The sequence below is a fragment of the Helicobacter cappadocius genome, assembly GCF_030688855.1.
Classification (GTDB): Bacteria; Campylobacterota; Campylobacteria; order Campylobacterales; family Helicobacteraceae; genus Helicobacter_J; species Helicobacter_J cappadocius.
On record NZ_JAUYZK010000013.1, the window covers coordinates 18,418 to 39,729 of the forward strand.

Here is a 21,312-nt window from a genome sequence, read left to right on the forward strand (position 1 = left end):
ATCTAATTCAAATCCTCAATTTTTGCAATTCTGCATCCATGCCTACCACCTTCAAAATCCGTATGTATAAAAGCCTCCAAAATAGACTCTACTTCCCCTATTCCACTGATTCTCTCAGCCAAACATAGCACATTAGCATCATTGTGTGCTCTTGCCATTTTTCCCATATACGCATCTAAGCACAATGTAGCTCTTATTCCGCTATAACGATTGGCTGCAATGCTCATTCCAAGCCCTGTGCCGCATATAAGAACACCTTTAGAATTTTTTATATTAAGAACTTCCTTGCAAACTTTTTTGGCAAAATCAGGATAATCCACCTTGATGTCATTTTGTGGCAAATAATCTATCACTTCAAAACCTTTGGATTCCAAATACATTTTCACAAAATTTCCAAGCTTTAAACCTGCGTGATCTGATCCTAAAATATATGTCATAACTATTTCCTTTTTTACCTTAGCAAAAATTGTAACAAAAAATTCATAGGATAAAAGAATATTTCAGACAATGGGGTAAAAAATAAAAGCATAATGATTATAAATCCATAAGGAGCGATCTGGTTTAAAAATCTTGGAACACTCTGTATGCCAAGCCTAAGACAAATAAAACTCAAAGCAGCGGAACCATCAAGTGGAGGAATAGGAAAAAGATTAAAAATTCCAAGCACTACATTGTAAATAATCAATTTTATTAAAAAGCTAACAAGAATAGCTCCAAAAAAACCTGACACAGGAATAAGATTGCTAAATAAAAGAGTACTTGCTATTAGAGCCAAAATGAGATTATAAGCCACTCCAGCCAAACTTACGGCAATTCCAGCACCATAACCCCATCTTTGTATAATATAGCTCATATTAACTGGAACAGGCTTTGCCCAACCAAAGAGAAAAGGAGCTTGGGCAAAAAATAAGACAGCTGGAACAATAATAGAACCAACTAAATCAATATGTTTAATAGGATTGATACTTAAGCGTCCCATACTCTTTGCAGTATCATCTCCATAGCGAAATGCTACATACCCATGCATAATTTCGTGCCCAATGATTGCTATCAAAAAGGCTATCATCATGATAAGGGTTTTTATAACATTCTCAGAGGAAAAAATATCTAAATCCATTTTATTTTTCTATAACCTGTTCTTGATTGTGTTCTTTGATGCTTTTTTCTAGACTTTCGACAGTTCTAAAAACACGTTTCCATCTGATAGAAAAAACCTCTTTTGGATTATTCTGTGCATCTACTTCTTCGCTATTTTTAAGATTGATGCTAAAATAAATAAACCATGGCTTACCTACAATATTTTTATAAGGCACACTGCCCCAAAATCTAGAATCATTGCTATTGTCACGATTATCTCCAACCATAAAAAATTCATCTGGAGCGATTTTTTTATAAAACACCCATTCACCATCAATATTCATAGGCATCATAGCAATACCTTTTGCATTTGGATTATTATTTGTTCCCAAAGCCTCAGGAAAAGGTGAATTTAATATTTCTTGGGCGATAAGCACCATTTGTCCATAAGATGAATTATTGTATTTGTAGTGGATACCTGGATGTTCTTTTGAATAAGGTTCAAATACAAATTTTTTTCCCATCATAATAGCCACTTCTGAATCTTTATAATGCGAATCTACATATTCATCTCCCTCGTGAGGATGAAGATATAGACCTTTTTGGGTAAAAATAACCTCATCTCCACCCACTGCAAAATCTCTTTTAACATAGTAAGTCTTTGGCTCAGATGGAGGAATAAAGATAACTACATCACCCCTTTGTGGCCTACTTCCTTCAATAAGATGTCCATTCCCCCTAAAATCAGGTAATACAGCAACCTCCAACCAAGGAATTTTTGGAATAGGAATTCCATAGGAAAACTTTTTTACAAAAAGCATATCACCCTCATATAAAGTACTAACCATCGATCGTGAAGGAATGATAAATGCCTGTGCAACAAAAAATACAATAAACAATACGATGATAATTGTGCCCGTCCAACTCGCACAAAAATTATATATAAATCTAAAAAATTTCATTTTATCCCCTATGGATTTAGTTTTTAATCTTTCTATTTTTGGCTGCTAAAAGCGTATTTTGAAGCAAAGAAACAATCGTCATTGGCCCCACGCCACCTGGAACTGGTGTGATAAAACTAGCTTTCTTACTCACGCTTTCAAACGCGACATCTCCGACTAATTTTCCATTTTCTAAGCGATTAATACCAATATCTATGACAACAGCACCTTCTTTTATCATATCCGCTTGAATTAGATCAGGTTTTCCTACACCCACACAAACAATATCAGCACTTCTGGTAAAAAATGCTAAATCTTGAGTAAGGATATGACAAACGCTAATTGTTGCTCCAGCATTTAACATCAAAGAAGCCAATGGCTTACCGACAATATTGCTAGCTCCAATTATAGCAACATTTTTGCCACGAACAGATATGTTGTAATTTTTAAGTAGATTCATCACACCTAGCGGAGTTGCTGGAGCAAATGCTTCTATACCGGCTAAAATCCTACCAATATTAAAAGGATGGAATCCATCTACATCCTTTTGATAACTAATGGCCTCTAAAACAAGTTTTGTATTTATATGCTTTGGCAAAGGAAGCTGCACTAAGATACCGTCAATTTCTTCATTTTTATCAAGCTCTTCAATGATTTTCAATAACTCCTCTTCAGAAACATTCTCGGGCATTTTTTTAGCAATACTTTTAATACCTACACGTTCACAAGCTTTGACTTTCATATTCACATATGCACAACTTGCTGCATCCTCTCCTACTAACACCACCGCAAGCGTGGGAACAATACCTTGATTTCTAAGCTTAGAGCCTTCATTTGTAATGTCTTTTTCAATAGTACTTGCCAAAGCTTTGCCATCAAGAAGGATCATTTAATTGCCTTTAGATTGTAGTGTGTATGCTATTATAATAAAAAACTCTTAAAGGAACTCTATGATTAAAGGTGGCAAAAAAATATTTTTTTGCTTTTTTATTTTCCCTGTTTGTATTCTTGCGCAAGAAACCAAAGATACGAGCTTTATCACAACTCAAGAATATGGAAAAAAACTCTATGAAAATCCACGCAATATAGGTTGCATTAAATGTCATGGCAAGAATGGGGAAAGCGAAGTTATAGCAACCTATAAGACAAAAAATAAGAATAAAATCATCAAAACTCCAAAAATAAATGATATGGATTTCGAAACATTCAAAAAAGCACTCGGGAAGGATAAAGGGATTATGCCAAAATACAACCTCACAGAAGAAGAAATCAAGGCTATTTATCTCTATATCAGCTCTAGAAAATAAATATTTGGTAAAATTGTATTTTTTAAACAGGGAGAGATTTATGGATTTTTTACAAAAATTATTTGAAAAAACGCTTTGGAACTCTAGACTTTTTGTGCTTTTAGCAGTTATTCTATCAATGATTGGAGCGATTTTACTTTTTATCGTCGCTAGCATTGATATATTTAAAGCTATAGGAAATACTTACAAATACTATATGGGATTTTTAGGGGAATCAGCAGATATTCATAATGTCCTATTGCACACAATTGTAACAGCTATTGATTTGTACCTGATTGCAGTTGTGCTTTTGATTTTTTCATTTGGCTTATACGAACTCTTTATCCGAAAAATCACCATCAAAGATGATACAAGTTCAAAAGTCCTAGAAATACACACTCTTGATCAACTCAAAGATAAACTAGCCAAAGTTATTGTGATGGCTTTGATTGTGGCCTTTTTTTCAAAAGTTTTAAGCATGGGCATAACAAATGCACAAGATATGATATTTTTTGCTTGTTCCATACTTGCTATTTGCATTGGATTGTATTTTTTACACAAGCACTAATGGGATTTTTTCAGGAATTAGGATTTGGTTATAATATTTGATATAAGATTTCTCTTTCAAAGAAAATGTGAAGATTTTATGTTATAACACTCGAATATATTTTGAGGAGGATGTTATGTTTCCTTTTAGCGACAAAGAACTTCAAAAACCTGTGGAAAAATCTATTGAAAAAATTCGCCCACTGCTTACCAATGATGGGGGAGATATTAGTATTTTAGCAATCAAAGATGCCAAAGTTTATGTAAGACTCGAGGGTGCATGTAAAACTTGCCCAAGTAGTACTCAAACTTTGAAAAATGGTATTGAAAGGCAACTCAAAGAAGATATTCATCCAGATATTGAAATCATCAATATCCGTTATGGAGAAGAAAAAAACTACCCAATATTTTAAAGGAGGTTTTTATGCAAACCAACTTTCAAATCAACAATGATCCAAAAAAAAGAACTCTTATCAAGAAGGGATTCAAGGCTTTTGTAAATCAAGAATATAAAATAGCTCTTAGATTTTTTTCAGATGCTTTGTTTTTAGATAAAGATGATTTGAGTGCAAGAATTGGTCTCCTGCTCTCTGATATGGCAATGGATTTTCCAAGGGAAGCTTATGGATTTTATGAGCTTTATGAAACAATGACAAACACTCAACCTCGCGTTGCAAGAGCAAAAATACAGCATCAAATTTTAGAGCTTATCAACTCTTTTGATGCTAATTTGGATAAAATGAGCACTGTGATTTCAAACGAAGATAATGCAGAAGCTGAGAATATTGATGGTATTTTGTATCCAGATTTTAAAAAAATATGTCAAAACAAAAATTTCAAAGAGGTGTTTGAGAATCTGATATTTAGCACAAAAATCGTTTTCACAAACAAAAATGATTTTTATGATTTTTTGGATCTTTTGGTAGAAAATAATTTTTATGAGATGTCCATCAGCTATATCGAAAATATGCCAGGTGTGGCCATATATGATACAAAAATCCGTAAAATTCTCCAAAAGGCGGTAAATAAAACAAAGTGAAGATACAAAAACGCATTGAGTATAATGGAAAAATATATAATTTTTTGAGTGATGATTCTAGGGATGTGATAAACAATTCTGATAGTTTGTTTGTCCATACCAAGCAAAACAGCTCATTTGTAAATGAAGTCAAAAAACACAAATTGGATATTTTACAAGCAAGAGATCTCAAAAAATACTTTAAGATGACCCCAAAAATCATAGGTATTACAGGTACAAATGGCAAAACAACAACTGCTGCAATCATTTACTCTATCTTATTAGATATGGGTTATTTAGTCGCATTGCTTGGGACGAGAGGATTTTTTATAAATGACAAAGAAATCAAACCAAAGGGTCTTACTACGCCTAGTATTTTAGAGCTTTATGAAGATATTGAACACGCAGCCCAGCTAGAATGTGAATATTTTGTAATGGAAGTAAGCTCACATGCGATTGAACAAGAACGTATCGAAGGATTAGATTTTCTAGCCAAAATCCTCACAAATATCACTAGCGATCATCTAGATTATCACAAGACACTTGAAGAATATATTCGCATAAAAAATAGTTTTTTTGCAGATGAAGGAATCAAAATCATCAATAGAGATGAGAACAAAGCACTCTATAATCCCATCAACTCCTATAGCTATGCGATAAATTCAAAGGCAAATCTCTGTGTGAGTGCTTACTCTCCCAAAAAAGGTATCCATGCACATATTATCTGGAGAGAAAGTCTAAGAGAAAATCATTTTGAAGAGACTTTTGTAGATTCTTCCTTATATGGAGTTCATAATCTCTACAATATCTTAGGAGCGATAACTTGTGTTAAGATTATCACCCAAAGACCACTAGAAGAAATCGCTACAAAATTGGAGAATTTTGCTGGAGTAAGTGGCAGAATGGAAGTTGTTTCGCAATCACCTCTGATTATAGTTGATTTTGCTCATACTCACGATGGAATGAAACAAATTTTTGAAAGCTTTAAATCAAAAAATATTTCTGTTGTTTTTGGTGCTGGAGGAGATAGAGATAAGAGTAAAAGATCTAAAATGGGAGAATGTGCATCTAGCTACGCTCAAAAAATCTACATCACATCAGACAACCCAAGATCTGAAGATCCCCAAAGCATTATTGAGGATATTTTAAAAGGCATTCCTGAAAATCTGGCGCATCCAATCATTACAACAATTGATAGAAAAAAAGCTATCCAAAAAGCTATAGATGACTTAGAAGATAATGATGTTTTGCTTGTTTTGGGAAAAGGTGATGAGACTTATCAGATTATAGGCAATCAAAAAATCCATTTTGATGATAGAGAAATCATCAGAGAATACTTAAATCCAAGAAAAGGAATCAAATGACGAACGATGTTAAAAATTTCAGTCTATGGTGTGATTTTATAGAAAGAGATTTTTTAAAAAAAGACTTCAAATCCCTCATTCCAAAAATATTGGGAGCTACAAGCAATCCAAGCATTTTTGCAAATTCAATCTTAAACTCTCCTGCATATAAAGCTCAAATATCTTCTATGAAGGGGAATAATCCAAAATCAATATACGAAGCCCTAGCCATAGAAGATGTGAAAATGGCAGCATCTATTCTTTTTCCGCTGTGGCAAGAAAATAAAGACAATGGTTATATCAGTATCGAAATTGATCCACTTTTGGGAGAAAATGCGGGAGAAAGCATAGATGAGGGTAAAAGACTATTTAAATCTATTCAAGCTCCAAATGTAATGATAAAAGTCCCTGCCACAGAGGCTGGATATGAAGTAATGTATGAACTTCACAAGAATAATATCCCTGTAAATGCTACCTTGATATTTTCACCTATACAGGCTAAAAATTGTGCCGATGCTTTTAAAAATGCTCGAAAAAATACTCCCTCAAATCAAAGTCGATCTGTCATAAGCGTGTTTGTTTCACGTTTTGATAGGGCTGTTGAAGAACATTTGAAAAATACTCCTGAACTGCAGACAAAGCTCGGTATCTACAACGCGATAGAATGCTATAATCTTATTGAAGAATATGACGATCCGCTCATTAGAACATTGTTTGCCTCTACTGGGGTAAAAGGAGATAAATTACCAAAAAATTACTATATTGATATGTTGTATTTGCCTCATTGTGTCAATACAGCTCCATTAGACTCAATTAAAGCCTATTTAGACAACAAAGAATCCATAACTCAAATTCCTCTTGATAAAGAGTCTGTAAAAAAAGGAATTCAGGCGATAATCAATGCAGGAGTGGATATTCAAAATCTGTATAAAACTTTATTAAAAGAAGGTTTAGAGGCTTTTGAAAAATCTTTTGAAGATTTATTACGTAGTATCTGAATTACCAAAATCTAATATTTGAAAAATTAAGGCTTTTTTCGATACAATCCGTGTTCTTATTATCAACAAAAAAAGGAAATAAAATGTTAGAAGGAAAAATTAGAGAGAGTATTTCAAAGGCAAGCACAAAAGCCTTAAGGAATGATGGTTATCTAATTGCCAATATTTACGGCAAGGGAACCAAAAATATTCATTGTGCTTTTAAGGCAAATGAATTTATCAAGGCACTCAAAACAAAAACAGCCTTGATATTCCCAGTAAAAATAGGCTCTGAAACATTTGAAGTAGTCGTACAAGAATATCAAAAAGATCCTGTTACTAGCAATCTTATGCATGTTGATTTGCTTTTGGCACAAAAAGGTATCGTTTCAAGATATAAAGTTCCTGTAAAAATCAGTGGAACGCCAGTAGGACTTAAAAATAAAGGTGTTCTATTATTTTCAAAAAAACGAATCACCGTCGAAGCTGCTCCTGAAAAACTTCCAGCAAGTTATGATATTGATGTTTCAAAACTTGATGTCGGAGATTCTGTTCTTGTGAGAGATTTGACAGAAAAAGCCGATGTGAAAATCATAGAAAATCCATCTGTTGCTGTTGTGGGCGTCATAAAAGCCAAGTAACCTAAAAGATGTCACCTATTCTCATAGCGGGTTTAGGAAATCCGGGTAGTAAATACGAACATACTAGACATAATATCGGTTTTGATATTTTAGATTCTCTAGCTCATTCATTGGGTGTAGGGTTTGAACCCTTCCCCAAATTTCAAGCATTCATTGCAAAGCTTCCCTCAAAAGAGATTATTCTTATTAAACCTCAAACATTTATGAATTTATCAGGCAACTCTATAGCCCCTGTGATGAATTTTTATAAGATAAGCACCCTTTTGGTTATCCATGATGATCTAGATCTGCAACTAGGATGTATTCGATTTAAACAAGGTGGCTCAAGTGGCGGACACAATGGACTTAAATCTATTGATAGCTCATTTGGTAATAACTACTATCGCTTGCGTTTTGGCATCAGTAGAAGTGAAAAAATACCTGTGATTGATTATGTGCTCCAAAAATTTACTCCTCAAGAATCTGATAAAATACCTTCGCTCCTAGAGCACTGTGTGGAATCTATAAAATTCTTTATTGACAAAAAAGATTTTTTACTACTCCAAAACAAGTTTACACAAAACATCAAAAACGAGGTCATCTAAATGCTTTTTAGATTTGTGGGATACTACTATCTAAAATATTTTTTGATTGTTTTTTGTGCATTAGAAATGTTTTTTATCAGTATTGATAGTCTCAAATATGTAGATAAATTTCCAGATTCCGCAAACCTTGCGATACTATTTTTTGTCTATGATGCACTTTATGCCGTCAACTATACTTTGCCAATTTCCTTGCTTTTGGGGATGGTAATTTTTTATATCACTATGATAAAAGCGAATCAATACACTGCGTTGTTAGCTATTGGATTTTCCAAAAAAGCAGTTTTAAAGCCTATCATTATTATTAGTTTATTTTTTAGTTTAGTTTATATTGGTTTAAATGCCACACCTTTTGTATATGCTCAAGAAAAAGCAGAATCTATTATCTATCAAGGTAATTTCTCAAATACTAGCGAGGACTTACTGGTAAAATACGGAGAAGATTATGTATATTTTGGTAAAATTTTCCCCTTATTGCAAAAAGCTCAAGATATAAAGATTTTTCAACTAAAAAATTACTTTCTAAGTTCTTTTACACAGGCTAATACTGCCTATTTTGAAAATGGGTATTGGGTTTTACAGGATGTTAATATTTCAACCTTGCCAGATATTTTTAAGCTAGGAGGAAAGGGACTTGAAACCAAGCATCTTGATGAGCTCAAAATTCTAAAAGGTTTTCGCCCTAAAATATTAGATACCATTTACCAAAACAAACCCTCTGTATCAATTGTAGATGCAATTCAATCAGTGATTATTCTTAAAAATCAAAATGCAGGGAGTGAAAAAGTTAGATCGATGCTTTATAGCTTTATCTTGATTCCGCTTTTTGTTCCTTTTACTGCAATGATTATTGCTTATTATACCCCGAGTTTGGCAAGGTATGGAAATCTCGCATTGCTTAGTTTTGGATTTATCGTGATTTCTCTAGTAATTTGGGGGTTATTTTTTGCACTAGGAAAGCTAAGTATTAGTGGATTATTTTTACCAGAAGTGGGGATATTAGCCCCACTTATTATTCTTGCTATTATTGGATTATGGTATTTTAAGAAAATCAATAACCGCACATAATTTAGTGCAGATGAGAATTGTCTTTTGTGGGTTGTATATTTTTATTATCCGCCAAAGACTCACGCTCTACCTTATTTAAAAACTCAATGATAGAAATAGAAGCTTTCACATAAGCTTTACTACTAAGTGAGTTAGGTTCAAAAAATACGATGGGTTTGCCGCTATCTCCACTCTCACGAACTTTAGGTTCTAAAGGAATCTGTGCGATAATGTTAGTGCTATATGAATCTGCTAAAACTTGAGAAGTCCCTTTGCCAAAAATATCATACTCTTTGCCACAGTCTGGGCAAATAAACCCACTCATATTCTCAACAATTCCAGCAATAGGGATATGCAACTTCACAAACATATCCAAACTTCTTGCACTATCATCTAAGCTAACTTGTTGCGGGGTTGTCACAGTTATCCCTGCACTCACAGGAACACTTTGAGCCATGCTCAGCTGTGCATCACCTGTACCTGGTGGCATATCAATAACCAAAATATCTAGATCGCTCCAAATTACATCAGTGAGCATTTGTTCAATCGCTCTCATTAACATAGGACCTCGCCAAATCAGGCTTTGCCCCTCTTCATATAAAACTCCCATACTCATCATCTCTACACCAAAGGCTTTTAATGGAATGAGTTTTTTTCCACTAGAATCAACTTGAGGTTTAGATGTGTTCAAACCCAACATTCTAGGGATATTTGGACCATAAACATCAGCATCAAGCAATCCTACCTTTTTGCCTTGTTGTGCTAATGCAATAGCAAGGTTGGCACTAGTAGTACTTTTGCCCACACCACCCTTTCCAGAACTCACCATCACAAAATGTTTGATTTGGGGAGCTAAATTTTTAGTACTAGGTGTTTTAGGAGTAGCTTTTGGAGGGGTTTTAATATCAATATGAATATTTTTAATCCCCAAAGCTTCTAGTTTAGATTTTACCTCATTATTGAGTGTTTGAGCCACTTCATCAGAGCTTGAAGGAATGTCTAACAAAAGTCCGAGTTTGTCTTCGTGCAACGTAATATTCTTGACAAAACCAAAACTGACAATATCTTTTTCAAAATTCGGATATATAACCGTCTTTAATACTTCTAATACCTTATCTTGCGTGATCATTATCTTCCTTAAATATCAAATTTTATAAACCTTATAATAAATAAATCTTAACAAAAAATAAATGCTTTGTAATTGTATATCCAATCCGATAAAACTATAGAATAAATCCATACGAAGATATTTAGAAAATAATCTCATGAATAATGTTTCATTTTTTAATCACCATTGTTTGTTGATATAAAAAATATTTTCTGGCTTACTTTGAAGTTGAATATCGAATTTTAAACTCGGTTCGATTTTTGAACTTGCATTATGTATTCTAAATGAAATTGACCATCCATTATCCATTGTGAGAATAACTGTCGTTTTTGAATTATTTTTAAAAGCTATTTCAATAATTCTCGTTGGCAGTTCAATCTCGGGAATAATAATCTTTGGAGACATATTTTTTCGCCACTTGATTTAATGTGCCAAACCAAATATTACCAAAATCAAGATGTGCTGATAAACGTCTATACTTCTCTTCATAACCTGGTTCAAAAATTCGTTTATTTTCAGAAATAAGTCTCATTTTCAGAGCTTGAAGATGAGTAGGAGCATGACGACCACCTGCTTGAATAGTAAAAGACGGTTCATCCCATGATCTAACACGATTTCTTGACATATAGATACTAGAAAAACCTCCGTTCATATATTCGTGATTTGAGACTTCTAGTTCCTCCCCATTTGTTTTATTTTTTTCTTTTGCTGGTTTTGGAACACATAAATCCGAAATTGCATCTCTTAAGGTTAGTTTGCCCATAATTGGAGAAGGAAATTCAAATTTCTTCGACATATCCTTGCGGTATCCAACAATAATAACTCTTAAGCGATTTCTGGCACACCATAATCATTTGCATCAAGCAATTTCCAAGAAATGTTATAGCAAGATTCTTCAAACTGGGAAAGAAAATATTCAAATGCTACTTTATGCTTAGGATGTAAAATTCCAGATACATTTCTGCTAGAAAAAATTTTGGTTGTTTGTCTTTTAAAATTCTAATGTAATCAAGAAATAGTCGACCTCTTTCATCTTTAATTCCTTTGCCAACTCCCGCCTCACTCCAACTTTGACAGGGTGGTCCCCCGATAATTCCATCGCAATCAGGAATTTCTTTAGACGAAATATTTATAATATTTCGTCTATCCAATCTACATTTAGGAAAATTATATTCAAAAGTATCCCAAATTTTCTTATCAAACTCATTTGCCCAAACAGTAAAAAACCAGCTTTTTCAAACCCAAGATCTAAGCCACCTGCTCCAGAAAATAGCGATACGATTTTGAACACGTTATACCCTAACCCTCATTTTTAACTATTCCACACTCTCTTCTTTATATTCTCTAAAAATATCTTGGCTGATCTTGTAGCTACAAAACTTGGGTCCACACATTGAACAGAATTCTGCTTCTTTAAAAACCTCTTGAGGCAATCCCTCATCATGATATTCTCTAGCCCTATCAGAATCAAGAGCAAGTTCAAACTGTTTATTCCAATCAAAACCATATCTTGCATCGCTCATCGCATCATCTCTATCTCTTGCACCAATCCTGCCTCTTGCTATATCTGCAGCATGTGCGGCAATTTTATATGCTAAAATCCCCTCTCTAACATCCTTTGCATTAGGAAGTCCTAAATGTTCCTTTGGCGTTACATAACACAACATTGCTACTCCCTTCCATGCAGCAACACAAGCCCCTATAGCACTTGCAATATGATCGTATCCTGCAGCTATGTCTGTAACCAATGGTCCCAATACATAAAAAGGTGCTTCATTACAATACTCTTTTTGTAGCTTTACATTACGTTCTATTTGATTAAGGGGAACATGACCTGGACCTTCTATCATCACTTGAACGTCTGCATCATAAGCCCTCTTAGCAAGTTCTCCTAAAACTTTTAGTTCTGCAAACTGAGCCTCATCACTTGCATCTGCTAAACACCCAGGCCTTAAAGAATCTCCCAAACTCAAACTCACATCATATTCTTGACAAATTTTAAGAATTTCATCATAAGCCTCATAGAAAGGATTTTGTTTGTGATAGTTCATCATCCAACTTGCCATCAAACTACCACCGCGACTGACAATTCCCATTTTTCTGCGACTTACAAAAGGCATATGCTCCAATAAAAATCCACAATGTATAGTGAAATAACTCACACCTTGTTGTGCTTGTTTTTTCAAAACTTTCAACATCACATCAATATCAAGCTTCATTACATCATTTTTTACATCGTGCAATATTTGATAAATCGGCACTGTGCCTATAGGAACACAAGAAGCCTCTATAATCGCTTCTCGTATCTTATCGAGGTTGCCTCCTGTGGAAAGATCCATTACTGTATCAGCTCCATATTTGATGGAAACTTTAAGTTTTTCAACTTCCTCATCAATAGAATTGATGATAGAAGAACTCCCAATATTCGAATTTATCTTGGTGCGCAATGCCACGCCTATGCCCATTGGTTCTAAATTTATATGATTGATGTTTGCTGGAATAATCAACCTACCTTTTGCTACTTCTTTCCTGATAGTCTCGCTATTTAAGCATTCCTTATTGGCTATATATTCCATTTCAGGAGTAATAATCCCTCTTTTTGCATAATATAGCTGAGTTTTGATTTTATCGTTCTTACGATCATTTATCCATTGCTTTCTCATTTTTTACTCTTTCATATAACATAAATAATATTTTTTAATTATACATCAAAAAAAGCTTACAATAAATTTTTGAAAAAAAATAAAAATTCAAGCTTTTATACAGATTTAGAATTGTATAATTTGGTAACAATTTTTATCTGATAGGGAGTTACAAAAGTGCCAATTAAAAATATAGATTTATCTCTTATCGTAATGGCAGCAGGAAATTCAAGTCGTTTTTGTTCAGAAACCCTGACTCCTTATCGTATCAAAAAACAATGGCTACGCACGGGTACGCTTCCCTTGTGGGAAAAAGTAGCAAATGATTTTTCCAAGCTTTATGAGTTTAAAAAAATTATCGTCACTGCTTCTAAGGAAGATTTTGAATATATGAAAAAAATTTCTGATTTTGAAATTGTTTTGGGCGGAAATTCAAGACAAGAATCAATCAAGAATGCACTAGATTATATCCAAACTGAATTTGTGCTCATTACAGATGCAGCGAGATGGAATATAGATAAAAATGTTTTAAAAAGGTTGTTGGAAAAATTTGATGATTCACTTGATTGTATAGCTCCTTATCTAAATGTTTCAGATACAACTATGTATGAAGGAAAATATGTAAATAGAGAATCTTTAAAACTCATCCAAACACCACAAATCTCCAGATTAAACAAACTAAAATCATCACTTAAAAATCAAGAATTTAGCGATGAAAGCTCTGCAATCACAAATAATGGGGGGAAAGTCGAATATGTTCAAGGAAGTGTAAAACTCTCTAAAATAACCTATCAAGAAGATATTCATTCACTCACACAATTGCCACCACCTTCTAGCAATATTTTTAGCGGAAGTGGATTTGATGTCCATAGCTTTGAAAAAAATAAGCCTATGTTCTTAGGTGGAGTAAAAATAGAATCTGATTTTGGATTTGCTGCTCATAGCGATGGAGATGTGGCTCTTCATGCTCTGTGTGATGCGATACTTGGTGCCATAGGTGGTGGAGACATCGGAGAATGGTTTCCAGACACTGATATGGTACATAAAAATGCAGATTCAAAAGTCTTGCTCAAAAAAATCTACGATTTTGCACTGAGCGTGGGGTTTGAGCTTGTCAATGCTGATATTACAATTTTGGCACAAGTTCCAAAGATTTCTCCCTATAAATCTCAAATCAAAGAGTGTATTGCAAAAATCTTATATACCGACAAAGCCAAAATCAATATCAAAGCAACCACAACCGAAAATCTCGGTTTTATTGGCAGAAAAGAAGGTGTGTGTGCGATCGCAAATGTAAATTTAAGACTTATAAACTGGAAGGAAAAAATATGAATGTATTGATTATAGAAAATGAAACTTATCTGGCACAAAGCATAGCCTCAAAACTAGCTGATATCGGTCATGATTGCCATATCACTTCCGTAATAGATTTAAATCTAAAAAATGCTTATGATGTTATATTGATTTCTTCAAGCATTTGCGGGGATCATTATGAAAAATTTATACGCAACAACTCTGATTCAATTATTATTATGATGATTTCATATGTAAGTGATGATACTGTTAGCAAACCCATCAAAGCAGGTGCAAAAGACTATATCCTCAAACCCTTTATGATTGATGAATTGATAAGAAAAATTGAACATTATAGAGAATACAAAGAAACACTCTACAAAATCAACTTTTACAGATCTTATTTTAATTTCATAGAAAAAGAGCTTAATACCCCTACGCCATTTCAATACCATCCACCATTTGTAATTAAAAGCAATTCCCAAAGAAGTGCCGATATTTATGCAATGAAATACGCCAAAGAAAAAAATATTCAATTTGAATTTTTTAGTATCAAAGAAGACAGATACAAGAATTTCCTCAAAAACAACACTTCAAAAAATACCCTTGCATACATAACGAACCTAGAAGAACTCAAAAAACAAGATCGGAAGGATTTTTTAGATTCGATCACCAAATATCCTGTAATCGCTTCTATCATCACCACTGACAAAATAATTTTCCCTCAGATTGTCGATATATCCAATATTCCAAATAATCATGAGATTGGGGCAGAAATACTTTCTGTAAAGGAATACGAAAAGGCTATCATTACAAAATTTGAAGGACGCTATCCTGATATAGAACTCGCAAAAAAACTCGGTATGAGTCGAAAAAGCTTATGGGAAAAGAGAAAAAAATATGGCATCTCAAGAAAAAAATAAAATATACATCGACAAAGAGGCACTTTCTGCACTATCGCTCGTGCAAGAAGGGTTGTTGCATCCTGCAACCACACTGATGGGACAAAAAGAAATGGAATCTGTAAATAAAATGGGAATATATAAAGATCAAACCTTCCCCTGCCCTTTTTTATTATGCCCTAATGGTAAAAGAAATCTTCAAGTCTTATCTAAAGCACAAGAAAATGAGGTATTAGATATTGTTTGCGACAATCAAATTGTTGGAGAAATCAAAGCTCAAGAGGTTTTTAAAATAGATAAAATCCAAAGACTAGAAAAGCTTATGGGCGGAGATTTATCCACAAAAGAAGCTTCATCTGTGCTTGAAAGACTTGGAGATTATGCAATCAGTGGGGAATATAATGTGATCTTTGAAGAAATCAAAGAAACGAAAAAAGCTCTACAGGAAAAAATAAAACTTCACAATGCAAAAAAAATAACGGGTGTAATGATGAGTGCTAAGCCAATCCATAGAGCTCATGAAAGAATGCTCAGAGAAGAGCTGCAAGATTGTGATCTGATGGTTGTATTTTTACTCAAACCCTATAGAAATGATTTTATGCCCTATTCATTGAGAAAAAGGATTTTAGAATACATAGCCAATAACTACCTTATCAAGGATAAAATCTGCATTATTCCTCTTGATGATACTTATTTATTTGCAGGACAAAACAAAATGATACTCCACTCAATAGTAGCAAAAAACTATGGATGCACCAAACTTATTGTAGGTCAAAATAGCCCCAATCTCTCTATTTACTACACAGAAAAAACTAGACATTCTATCTTTGACAATCTCCAAGGAGTGGATATTGAGGTTAAAATCATCAGTGAGTATGTTTATTGTGAGCTATGTAAAACTCTAGTAAGTCAATCAACCTGCCCTCATGGAAACCACCGCCACACCAACTATAACTCAGAATCTATTTTGGAGCTATTAAAATTAGGTATTTTGCCACCTTCTATATTAGTAAGAGAAGAAATATCCGCTATCATCCTCTCCACGCTCCATCCAAATCGTTTTTCAAACCTAGAAAAACTCTACTATGATATTGTGCCATCAGAAGGTATATTGAAAAATAAAAGCGAAGAGGAATTTTATATTAAACTCATGCAACTTTATCAAAAATCTCACTTGGTATAATAAAATGAGAATGTTATTTTTAACTTTATTTTATAGTGGCAAATCCCCTATAGCACCTGGAACTATGGGTAGCATACTCGCACTTATTCTAGGTATCCCTATATTATATTACTCTAATGAAACCATATTTTTGCTAGGTATTTTTATTGGCTTAATATCGATAAAACAAATTGATATTTATGAAAACAATGGTGGCATTCACGATGATAAAAGTATCGTTATTGATGAATTGGTGGGTATGTGGCTTACGATGGGAATGGCTGGTATCTCTATCACGGGCATCATAGGATCATTTTTATTCTTCCGACTCTATGATATTACCAAACCATCAATCATTGGAAAAATAGATAGAAATGTCAAAGGTGGACTTGGGGTTGTTGGTGATGATGCACTAGCTGGTATTTTAGCAGGGCTTAGTGTTTTATTAATCTTAAAATTAATGGCTTATTTTCAATTAGATCCTAACTTTGGAATAAATGTTCTATTTTAATATAAAAATACATCTGATAAACATGTAAGTATAGTTCACATTAGGTCAGAAAGCTAGATTCAAAAATATCATTTTTGATTTATGAATGTTTTTTTTAGCTAAGATGTTCAAAAGGATTTCACATGAAAATCAAAAGCCTTTTGACTATAATTTTTATTTGTATTACGCCACTTTTAGCGGTATATGAGCACTATAAAATCTATCCTCCGTTTGAAAAGTATTTTACAAAACAAAAATGTTCTCTAGTGATGGACAAATATTATTATGTCAATTGCTACAGTTTTAAACATAAGGGAACTGATGCAATTGCTTATAAATTAGAGGGGAAAATACTAGAACTAGGAAGTGCAGGAAAAAGACCTTCTTTTAAATCAGACTCTCAAGTCCCAGAACAATACCGCACCAAAACCCAAGACTACACTCACAGCGGATATGACAGGGGTCATACACTATCTAACCAATCTATGAATGCAACAACACAGGCTCAAGCTTCAACATTTTTAATGAGCAATATCACTCCGCAAAACCCTCAAATCAATCAAAGGGTATGGAAAAAAGCCGAAGATAGAGAACGAAAACTAGCTAAACAAGAAGGGGAAGCAGAGGTATTAAACATAGTTATTTATCCCAAAAATCCAGATTATATCAAAGATAATATCGCTATTCCTGAAAGCTACATAAAAATAATCCAAGCAGGAAATATAAAAGAATGCTACCAAATGCCTAATCATAAGGTCGTTGATGAAAATTTAATCGATTATAAAATAGATTGTAAAGAACAATAGCTGACTCTTGAATATATTTTTCTTTTTAACATAAAAATTTTTTAGATTTGTATGCCACAATTCAGCATGGAACAGAGATTTGATATTCATTTGTTCTATGGAGGTACAATGCTGTAGAAATTAAATCAAGAAGGTCATAAATATGGAATTTTTCAAAGTCAATGTTGAGGTCGATCAGGATGGATTTATACATAATAAGTATGGCGGAAATGCAAATGCGGAATTTCTAGATGAAGACAGTTATCCTGATTTTTCTCCAAAGATAAGCTGGGAAAAAGTACCAAATGCAAAAAGTTATGCTTTGGAACTCATTGATTATGACTCCTGTCCTGTTATAGGAAAAATCTTCGTGCATTGGATTGTAGGAAATATCCACTCAACTATATTAGAAGAAAATGCTAGTAGAAAAAATACCGACATTATACAAGGAATCAATAGTCTCACAGAAGGTTTTTTACGCTCAAATATAGATGAAAGTAAAAAGCCACAATCCAATATAAAATCGAGCAAATATATTGGTCCTATGCCTCCTAATGGTGATCATTACTATCTTTTTAATGTCTATGCACTTGATATTGAAAAATTAGACATTAAATTACCTTTTTTCATCAATGACATGCATGACGCAATGAGGGGACACATAGTGGCACTAGGTCGCTGTGAATTTAAATATAAACAATGTAAAAAATAGATCTTCCTCTCCTATCTTTTTATTCATCTCCAATCTCTTATATTATTGAGTAAGCTCTTTACCCAATAATATATTTTATTATTTTTATTAATAAATAAAAATAACTATTTCATTTTTTATATCTCTTGTTTTCTTGAAATAATTATGTTATTATGCAATCATATAATAATTATTTTACCTAACTAGGAATAGTTATTATAAATAATCAAATTGATTCAGGAGAAGGTATGAAAAAAATTCTAGCAGGAACTCTTTGTTCTGTCGCATTAGCTAGTTCAGCTTTTGCAGAGGATAGCGGAGCATTTGTAGGAGTAAGTTATCAGTTTGGACAAACAAATGCCAAAGAAACAACGACTGCGTCTATGAGTGGAAAGGATGTTACTTCAATGGCAGGTGGCTTATTGCCTAACTTTAATAAAAAAGCCTACACAAATGGAGCCGGACTAAAAATCGGTTATAAGCAATTTTTCGGTCAATCTAAATGGTTTGGTTTGCGCTATTACGCTTTTTTGGACTATGGTCATAGTAATTTTGGATCAGGTATTCTTCCAGATGAAAAATATCACACAGATATGTTTAGCTATGGAGTGGGCATAGATACTTTATGGAATATTATCAATAAAGAAAACGGTAGCTTTGGTATTTTTGCTGGTGTAGGAGTTGGAGCGGATACTTGGATAGCAAATGGAAAAGACTTTCAAGACAAATATCTTCCAAATGGAAAGGCTACTTATGCAAACTTCCAAACTACTATTGATGTAGGACTAAGAACCAACTTCGCGAAACATCATGGTCTAGAAGTTGGAGTGAAAATTCCATTACTTCAAGATGAGATTTTCAAAGATACCAATGAACCTTTCAAGATAGGACCAATGTCAGCCAATGTAGATACTAAAACAAATGTTGAACTCAACTACTCTGTATATGTGAGTTATCTCTATACTTTTTAATCCATCAAACTACTCTGAGCTATTTTAGGGCTAGAGTAGTCCTTCTTATCTTATTGTTTTTTTGATTTTTTACTTGAGTAGATATTAATACATTCTACAATTAATGAGAATGCCATCGCAAAATAAATATAACCCTTAGGAATATGAAAATCCAATCCATCTCCAATAAGTGCTATGCCTATGAGAATAAGAAATGCAAGTGCTAGAGTTTTTATCGTAGGATTATTATCTACAAAACTTGAAATACCCTTAGAAGCTATCATCATAATAAGCACTGCAAGAATTATTGCAATGATCATCACTTCAAGATGATCTGCCATTCCAACTGCTGTAATAACAGAATCAAGGGAAAAGATAATGTCTAATATGGCTATTTGAATTAGAGCTGGAAAGAATTTGAGAGATTTTTTTGAGATTTTTTTTTCATCTGTATTAAAATCAAGCTGAAGATGTATCTCGTGAGTACTTTTATAAATCAAAAACAACCCTCCAGCAATAAGAATTATATCTCTGCCTGATATTTCATTTCCAAAGAGAACAAAAAGTGGTTGTGTAAGTTTCATGATCCAAAACAATGAAGCAAGGAGTGCAATACGAGTGAGCATAGCTAAACCAAGTCCTAATATCCTTGCCTTATCGCGTTGTGCTTCAGGGAGTTTACCCACCAAAATAGCAATAAAAATAATATTATCAATTCCAAGTACAATTTCAAGCAATGTAAGCGTAGTTAATGCCATCCATGCACTGGGATCTAATAGCCATTCAAACACTACAACCATCCTTTTTTCTTAAAATATATCACAGGCAAGATAGTAGAAATAATCATCACAATAATTGCCAAAGGATAGCCAAACTCCCATTGAAGTTCGGGCATATGTTCAAAGTTCATTCCATATATAGTTCCAATAAGTGTTGGAGGCATCATAGCCATTGTCGCAACAGTAAAAACCTTAATGATTTTATTTTGTTCTACATTGATCTGACTAGTAAAAAGACTCTGGATATTATCAAGCACATTCATATTTACAGTTGTAAACTCTACAAGCGAATTAATATCTTTAAGAACAATCGTGAGATTCTTTTTGACATCCATATCAACTTTGTCACTCTTTAGTAGTGCTGTAATAGCACGACGTTTGTCAAAAAGTGAGTCACGCAGACTCATATTCAATTCTTGTAGGGTTGATAATTTTGCAAGAATTCCATCATGATCAAGACTGCTTTCATTGAAAACAACATTTTTTCTAAGCCAACTCGTTTCTCTCCCTGCACTCTCTAACATATCAGCATCTTTTTCCACTCTAACTTCAAAAATCTTACTGATAAGATCAAAACCATCTTCAAAATTTTTTGGACTTGCTAGAACACGTTGCTGTATCTCATCAAAAACCCTGAATTCGTTGTAACGAATGGTAAATAAAATCCCCTGATAAATGATAAAAGTAACAGTCTGATTATGGAGCTCTAATTCTGAACTTCTTATCAAAAAATAGGTATTGATAGTAATGCTTGTACTATCTTCCCAATATCTAGCACTCTGCTCAATCTCTTCGCGTTCTTCTTTTGTTGGAATATCAAGCATATATGTTTTGGCAATATAAGAGACTTCTGAACTGCTAGGATGGAGTAAATCTATCCATAGAATAATCCCATCATCAAGGGAAATATCTTCAACACTCTGGAAACTTTCTCTAGCCACAAGAGATTTTTTTTTCATAAACACATTCATCATATAACAACCTTTGTGCAAATAAAGACTTCGAGGCTATGGATTTTGTAGAATCTGCAATAAATACAGACTCGAAAAATCC

General features: G+C 33.4%; 25 protein-coding genes and 1 pseudogene. 16 read left to right on the plus strand and 10 right to left on the minus strand.

The features are described 5' to 3' along the window. Positions 1–2: 2 nt before the first annotated feature. From rpiB to folD, 4 genes are read right to left on the minus strand one after another with little or no spacing between them, the layout of a single operon-like run. A complete protein-coding gene (rpiB, locus tag Q5I06_RS07760) occupies positions 3–437 on the minus strand; it encodes a ribose 5-phosphate isomerase B (protein ID WP_305517579.1) in 435 nt (144 codons plus the stop codon). Between the two features lie 14 nt (positions 438–451). Next, positions 452–1,117, minus strand: coding sequence for a site-2 protease family protein (locus Q5I06_RS07765; protein ID WP_305517580.1), 666 nt, complete (start codon positions 1,115–1,117; stop codon positions 452–454). 1 nt (position 1,118) lies between these two features. After that, positions 1,119–2,039, minus strand: a complete 921-nt coding sequence (gene lepB, locus Q5I06_RS07770) for a signal peptidase I (RefSeq protein ID WP_305517581.1) — start codon at positions 2,037–2,039, stop codon at positions 1,119–1,121. A gap of 16 nt (positions 2,040–2,055) precedes the next feature. Beyond that, positions 2,056–2,907 (minus strand): bifunctional methylenetetrahydrofolate dehydrogenase/methenyltetrahydrofolate cyclohydrolase FolD, encoded by an 852-nt coding sequence (gene folD, locus Q5I06_RS07775; RefSeq protein ID WP_305517582.1) that lies wholly within the window; start codon positions 2,905–2,907, stop codon positions 2,056–2,058. Between the two features lie 61 nt (positions 2,908–2,968). Here folD and Q5I06_RS07780 point away from each other — a divergent pair, with 61 nt between their 5' ends. The 9 genes from Q5I06_RS07780 to Q5I06_RS07820 all read left to right on the plus strand — a co-directional run bounded on the left by Q5I06_RS07780 (position 2,969) and on the right by Q5I06_RS07820 (position 9,478). Next, on the plus strand, positions 2,969–3,325 hold the full coding sequence (locus Q5I06_RS07780) for a c-type cytochrome (RefSeq protein ID WP_305517583.1): 357 nt from the start codon (positions 2,969–2,971) through the stop codon (positions 3,323–3,325). Positions 3,326–3,365: 40 nt separating this feature from the next. Continuing rightward, positions 3,366–3,872 (plus strand): YqhA family protein, encoded by a 507-nt coding sequence (locus tag Q5I06_RS07785; protein WP_305517584.1) that lies wholly within the window; start codon positions 3,366–3,368, stop codon positions 3,870–3,872. Positions 3,873–3,987: 115 nt separating this feature from the next. Further along, positions 3,988–4,263, plus strand: a complete 276-nt coding sequence (locus Q5I06_RS07790; RefSeq protein ID WP_305517585.1) for a NifU family protein — start codon at positions 3,988–3,990, stop codon at positions 4,261–4,263. Positions 4,264–4,274: 11 nt separating this feature from the next. Then, entirely contained in the window at positions 4,275–4,889 is a 615-nt protein-coding gene (locus Q5I06_RS07795; protein WP_305517586.1) for a histidine kinase, read from the plus strand. Next, positions 4,886–6,232 carry a UDP-N-acetylmuramoyl-L-alanyl-D-glutamate--2,6-diaminopimelate ligase gene (locus Q5I06_RS07800; protein ID WP_305517587.1) on the plus strand — a complete coding sequence of 449 codons (1,347 nt, stop codon included), beginning with the start codon at positions 4,886–4,888 and terminating at the stop codon, positions 6,230–6,232. The genes Q5I06_RS07795 and Q5I06_RS07800 overlap by 4 nt, the downstream gene beginning before the upstream one ends. Further along, positions 6,229–7,209, plus strand: coding sequence for a transaldolase (locus tag Q5I06_RS07805; RefSeq protein WP_305517588.1), 981 nt, complete (start codon positions 6,229–6,231; stop codon positions 7,207–7,209). The genes Q5I06_RS07800 and Q5I06_RS07805 overlap by 4 nt, the downstream gene beginning before the upstream one ends. 83 nt (positions 7,210–7,292) lie before the next feature. Further along, positions 7,293–7,829: a 50S ribosomal protein L25/general stress protein Ctc gene (locus tag Q5I06_RS07810; protein ID WP_305517589.1), complete on the plus strand. Its 537-nt coding sequence runs from the start codon at positions 7,293–7,295 to the stop codon at positions 7,827–7,829. A gap of 8 nt (positions 7,830–7,837) precedes the next feature. Continuing rightward, positions 7,838–8,413, plus strand: coding sequence for an aminoacyl-tRNA hydrolase (pth, locus tag Q5I06_RS07815; RefSeq protein WP_305517590.1), 576 nt, complete (start codon positions 7,838–7,840; stop codon positions 8,411–8,413). Next, positions 8,414–9,478, plus strand: coding sequence for an LptF/LptG family permease (locus Q5I06_RS07820; protein ID WP_305517591.1), 1,065 nt, complete (start codon positions 8,414–8,416; stop codon positions 9,476–9,478). Between the two features lies 1 nt (position 9,479). Here the strand turns inward: Q5I06_RS07820 and Q5I06_RS07825 are convergent, their stop codons facing one another. The 4 genes and pseudogenes from Q5I06_RS07825 to thiC all read right to left on the minus strand — a co-directional run bounded on the left by Q5I06_RS07825 (position 9,480) and on the right by thiC (position 13,228). Then, positions 9,480–10,586, minus strand: coding sequence for an Mrp/NBP35 family ATP-binding protein (locus tag Q5I06_RS07825; protein WP_305517592.1), 1,107 nt, complete (start codon positions 10,584–10,586; stop codon positions 9,480–9,482). A gap of 159 nt (positions 10,587–10,745) precedes the next feature. Beyond that, a complete protein-coding gene (locus Q5I06_RS07830) occupies positions 10,746–10,970 on the minus strand; it encodes a HaeIII family restriction endonuclease (protein WP_305517593.1) in 225 nt (74 codons plus the stop codon). Then, positions 10,939–11,856 (minus strand): annotated as a pseudogene (locus Q5I06_RS08750) (DNA cytosine methyltransferase). The gene Q5I06_RS07830 and the pseudogene Q5I06_RS08750 overlap by 32 nt, the downstream one beginning before the upstream one ends. 25 nt (positions 11,857–11,881) lie before the next feature. Beyond that, positions 11,882–13,228, minus strand: a complete 1,347-nt coding sequence (gene thiC, locus Q5I06_RS07840; protein ID WP_305517594.1) for a phosphomethylpyrimidine synthase ThiC — start codon at positions 13,226–13,228, stop codon at positions 11,882–11,884. Positions 13,229–13,384: 156 nt separating this feature from the next. On the opposite strand from thiC, the gene Q5I06_RS07845 reads away from it, so the two are divergent. From Q5I06_RS07845 to Q5I06_RS07875, 7 genes are all read left to right on the plus strand, one after another. Next, a complete protein-coding gene (locus Q5I06_RS07845; RefSeq protein WP_305517595.1) occupies positions 13,385–14,539 on the plus strand; it encodes a bifunctional 2-C-methyl-D-erythritol 4-phosphate cytidylyltransferase/2-C-methyl-D-erythritol 2,4-cyclodiphosphate synthase in 1,155 nt (384 codons plus the stop codon). Further along, positions 14,536–15,423, plus strand: a complete 888-nt coding sequence (locus tag Q5I06_RS07850; protein WP_305517596.1) for a response regulator — start codon at positions 14,536–14,538, stop codon at positions 15,421–15,423. Before Q5I06_RS07845 ends, Q5I06_RS07850 begins: the two co-directional genes overlap by 4 nt. After that, the gene (locus Q5I06_RS07855; RefSeq protein WP_305517597.1) at positions 15,401–16,585 is read left to right on the plus strand and encodes a sulfate adenylyltransferase; all 1,185 of its coding nucleotides are present in this window, start codon (positions 15,401–15,403) and stop codon (positions 16,583–16,585) included. Before Q5I06_RS07850 ends, Q5I06_RS07855 begins: the two co-directional genes overlap by 23 nt. Positions 16,586–16,589: 4 nt before the next feature. Then, positions 16,590–17,075 (plus strand): phosphatidylglycerophosphatase A family protein, encoded by a 486-nt coding sequence (locus Q5I06_RS07860; RefSeq protein WP_305517598.1) that lies wholly within the window; start codon positions 16,590–16,592, stop codon positions 17,073–17,075. A gap of 122 nt (positions 17,076–17,197) precedes the next feature. After that, on the plus strand, positions 17,198–17,860 hold the full coding sequence (locus Q5I06_RS07865; RefSeq protein ID WP_305517599.1) for a DNA/RNA non-specific endonuclease: 663 nt from the start codon (positions 17,198–17,200) through the stop codon (positions 17,858–17,860). A gap of 142 nt (positions 17,861–18,002) precedes the next feature. After that, a complete protein-coding gene (locus tag Q5I06_RS07870; protein WP_305517600.1) occupies positions 18,003–18,551 on the plus strand; it encodes a YbhB/YbcL family Raf kinase inhibitor-like protein in 549 nt (182 codons plus the stop codon). 227 nt (positions 18,552–18,778) lie between these two features. Then, positions 18,779–19,501: an outer membrane protein gene (locus Q5I06_RS07875; protein ID WP_305517601.1), complete on the plus strand. Its 723-nt coding sequence runs from the start codon at positions 18,779–18,781 to the stop codon at positions 19,499–19,501. A gap of 50 nt (positions 19,502–19,551) precedes the next feature. On the opposite strand, the gene Q5I06_RS07880 is transcribed toward Q5I06_RS07875, so the two are convergent. Further along, positions 19,552–20,271 carry a TerC family protein gene (locus Q5I06_RS07880; RefSeq protein ID WP_305517602.1) on the minus strand — a complete coding sequence of 240 codons (720 nt, stop codon included), beginning with the start codon at positions 20,269–20,271 and terminating at the stop codon, positions 19,552–19,554. Beyond that, positions 20,271–21,233, minus strand: a complete 963-nt coding sequence (gene corA / locus Q5I06_RS07885; protein ID WP_305517603.1) for a magnesium/cobalt transporter CorA — start codon at positions 21,231–21,233, stop codon at positions 20,271–20,273. The genes Q5I06_RS07880 and corA overlap by 1 nt, the downstream gene beginning before the upstream one ends. Positions 21,234–21,312: the final 79 nt, after the last annotated feature.

What these genes read in the sequence shown, in the direction of transcription:
- thiC (WP_305517594.1), bottom strand. Translation starts at nt 13,228, where the DNA reads ATGAGAAAGCAATGGATAAATGATCGTAAGAACGATAAAATCAAAACT.
- Q5I06_RS07825 (WP_305517592.1), bottom strand. Translation starts at nt 10,586, where the DNA reads ATGATCACGCAAGATAAGGTATTAGAAGTATTAAAGACGGTTATATAT.
- folD (WP_305517582.1), bottom strand. Translation starts at nt 2,907, where the DNA reads ATGATCCTTCTTGATGGCAAAGCTTTGGCAAGTACTATTGAAAAAGAC.
- Q5I06_RS07855 (WP_305517597.1), top strand. Translation starts at nt 15,401, where the DNA reads ATGGCATCTCAAGAAAAAAATAAAATATACATCGACAAAGAGGCACTT.
- Q5I06_RS07870 (WP_305517600.1), top strand. Translation starts at nt 18,003, where the DNA reads ATGGAATTTTTCAAAGTCAATGTTGAGGTCGATCAGGATGGATTTATA.
- Q5I06_RS07790 (WP_305517585.1), top strand. Translation starts at nt 3,988, where the DNA reads ATGTTTCCTTTTAGCGACAAAGAACTTCAAAAACCTGTGGAAAAATCT.
- Q5I06_RS07805 (WP_305517588.1), top strand. Translation starts at nt 6,229, where the DNA reads ATGACGAACGATGTTAAAAATTTCAGTCTATGGTGTGATTTTATAGAA.
- Q5I06_RS07780 (WP_305517583.1), top strand. Translation starts at nt 2,969, where the DNA reads ATGATTAAAGGTGGCAAAAAAATATTTTTTTGCTTTTTTATTTTCCCT.
- Q5I06_RS07765 (WP_305517580.1), bottom strand. Translation starts at nt 1,117, where the DNA reads ATGGATTTAGATATTTTTTCCTCTGAGAATGTTATAAAAACCCTTATC.
- Q5I06_RS07860 (WP_305517598.1), top strand. Translation starts at nt 16,590, where the DNA reads ATGAGAATGTTATTTTTAACTTTATTTTATAGTGGCAAATCCCCTATA.
- Q5I06_RS07810 (WP_305517589.1), top strand. Translation starts at nt 7,293, where the DNA reads ATGTTAGAAGGAAAAATTAGAGAGAGTATTTCAAAGGCAAGCACAAAA.
- Q5I06_RS07830 (WP_305517593.1), bottom strand. Translation starts at nt 10,970, where the DNA reads ATGTCTCCAAAGATTATTATTCCCGAGATTGAACTGCCAACGAGAATT.
- Q5I06_RS07785 (WP_305517584.1), top strand. Translation starts at nt 3,366, where the DNA reads ATGGATTTTTTACAAAAATTATTTGAAAAAACGCTTTGGAACTCTAGA.
- Q5I06_RS07850 (WP_305517596.1), top strand. Translation starts at nt 14,536, where the DNA reads ATGAATGTATTGATTATAGAAAATGAAACTTATCTGGCACAAAGCATA.
- rpiB (WP_305517579.1), bottom strand. Translation starts at nt 437, where the DNA reads ATGACATATATTTTAGGATCAGATCACGCAGGTTTAAAGCTTGGAAAT.
- corA (WP_305517603.1), bottom strand. Translation starts at nt 21,233, where the DNA reads ATGATGAATGTGTTTATGAAAAAAAAATCTCTTGTGGCTAGAGAAAGT.
- Q5I06_RS07795 (WP_305517586.1), top strand. Translation starts at nt 4,275, where the DNA reads ATGCAAACCAACTTTCAAATCAACAATGATCCAAAAAAAAGAACTCTT.
- pth (WP_305517590.1), top strand. Translation starts at nt 7,838, where the DNA reads ATGTCACCTATTCTCATAGCGGGTTTAGGAAATCCGGGTAGTAAATAC.
- Q5I06_RS07820 (WP_305517591.1), top strand. Translation starts at nt 8,414, where the DNA reads ATGCTTTTTAGATTTGTGGGATACTACTATCTAAAATATTTTTTGATT.
- Q5I06_RS07865 (WP_305517599.1), top strand. Translation starts at nt 17,198, where the DNA reads ATGAAAATCAAAAGCCTTTTGACTATAATTTTTATTTGTATTACGCCA.
- Q5I06_RS07875 (WP_305517601.1), top strand. Translation starts at nt 18,779, where the DNA reads ATGAAAAAAATTCTAGCAGGAACTCTTTGTTCTGTCGCATTAGCTAGT.
- lepB (WP_305517581.1), bottom strand. Translation starts at nt 2,039, where the DNA reads ATGAAATTTTTTAGATTTATATATAATTTTTGTGCGAGTTGGACGGGC.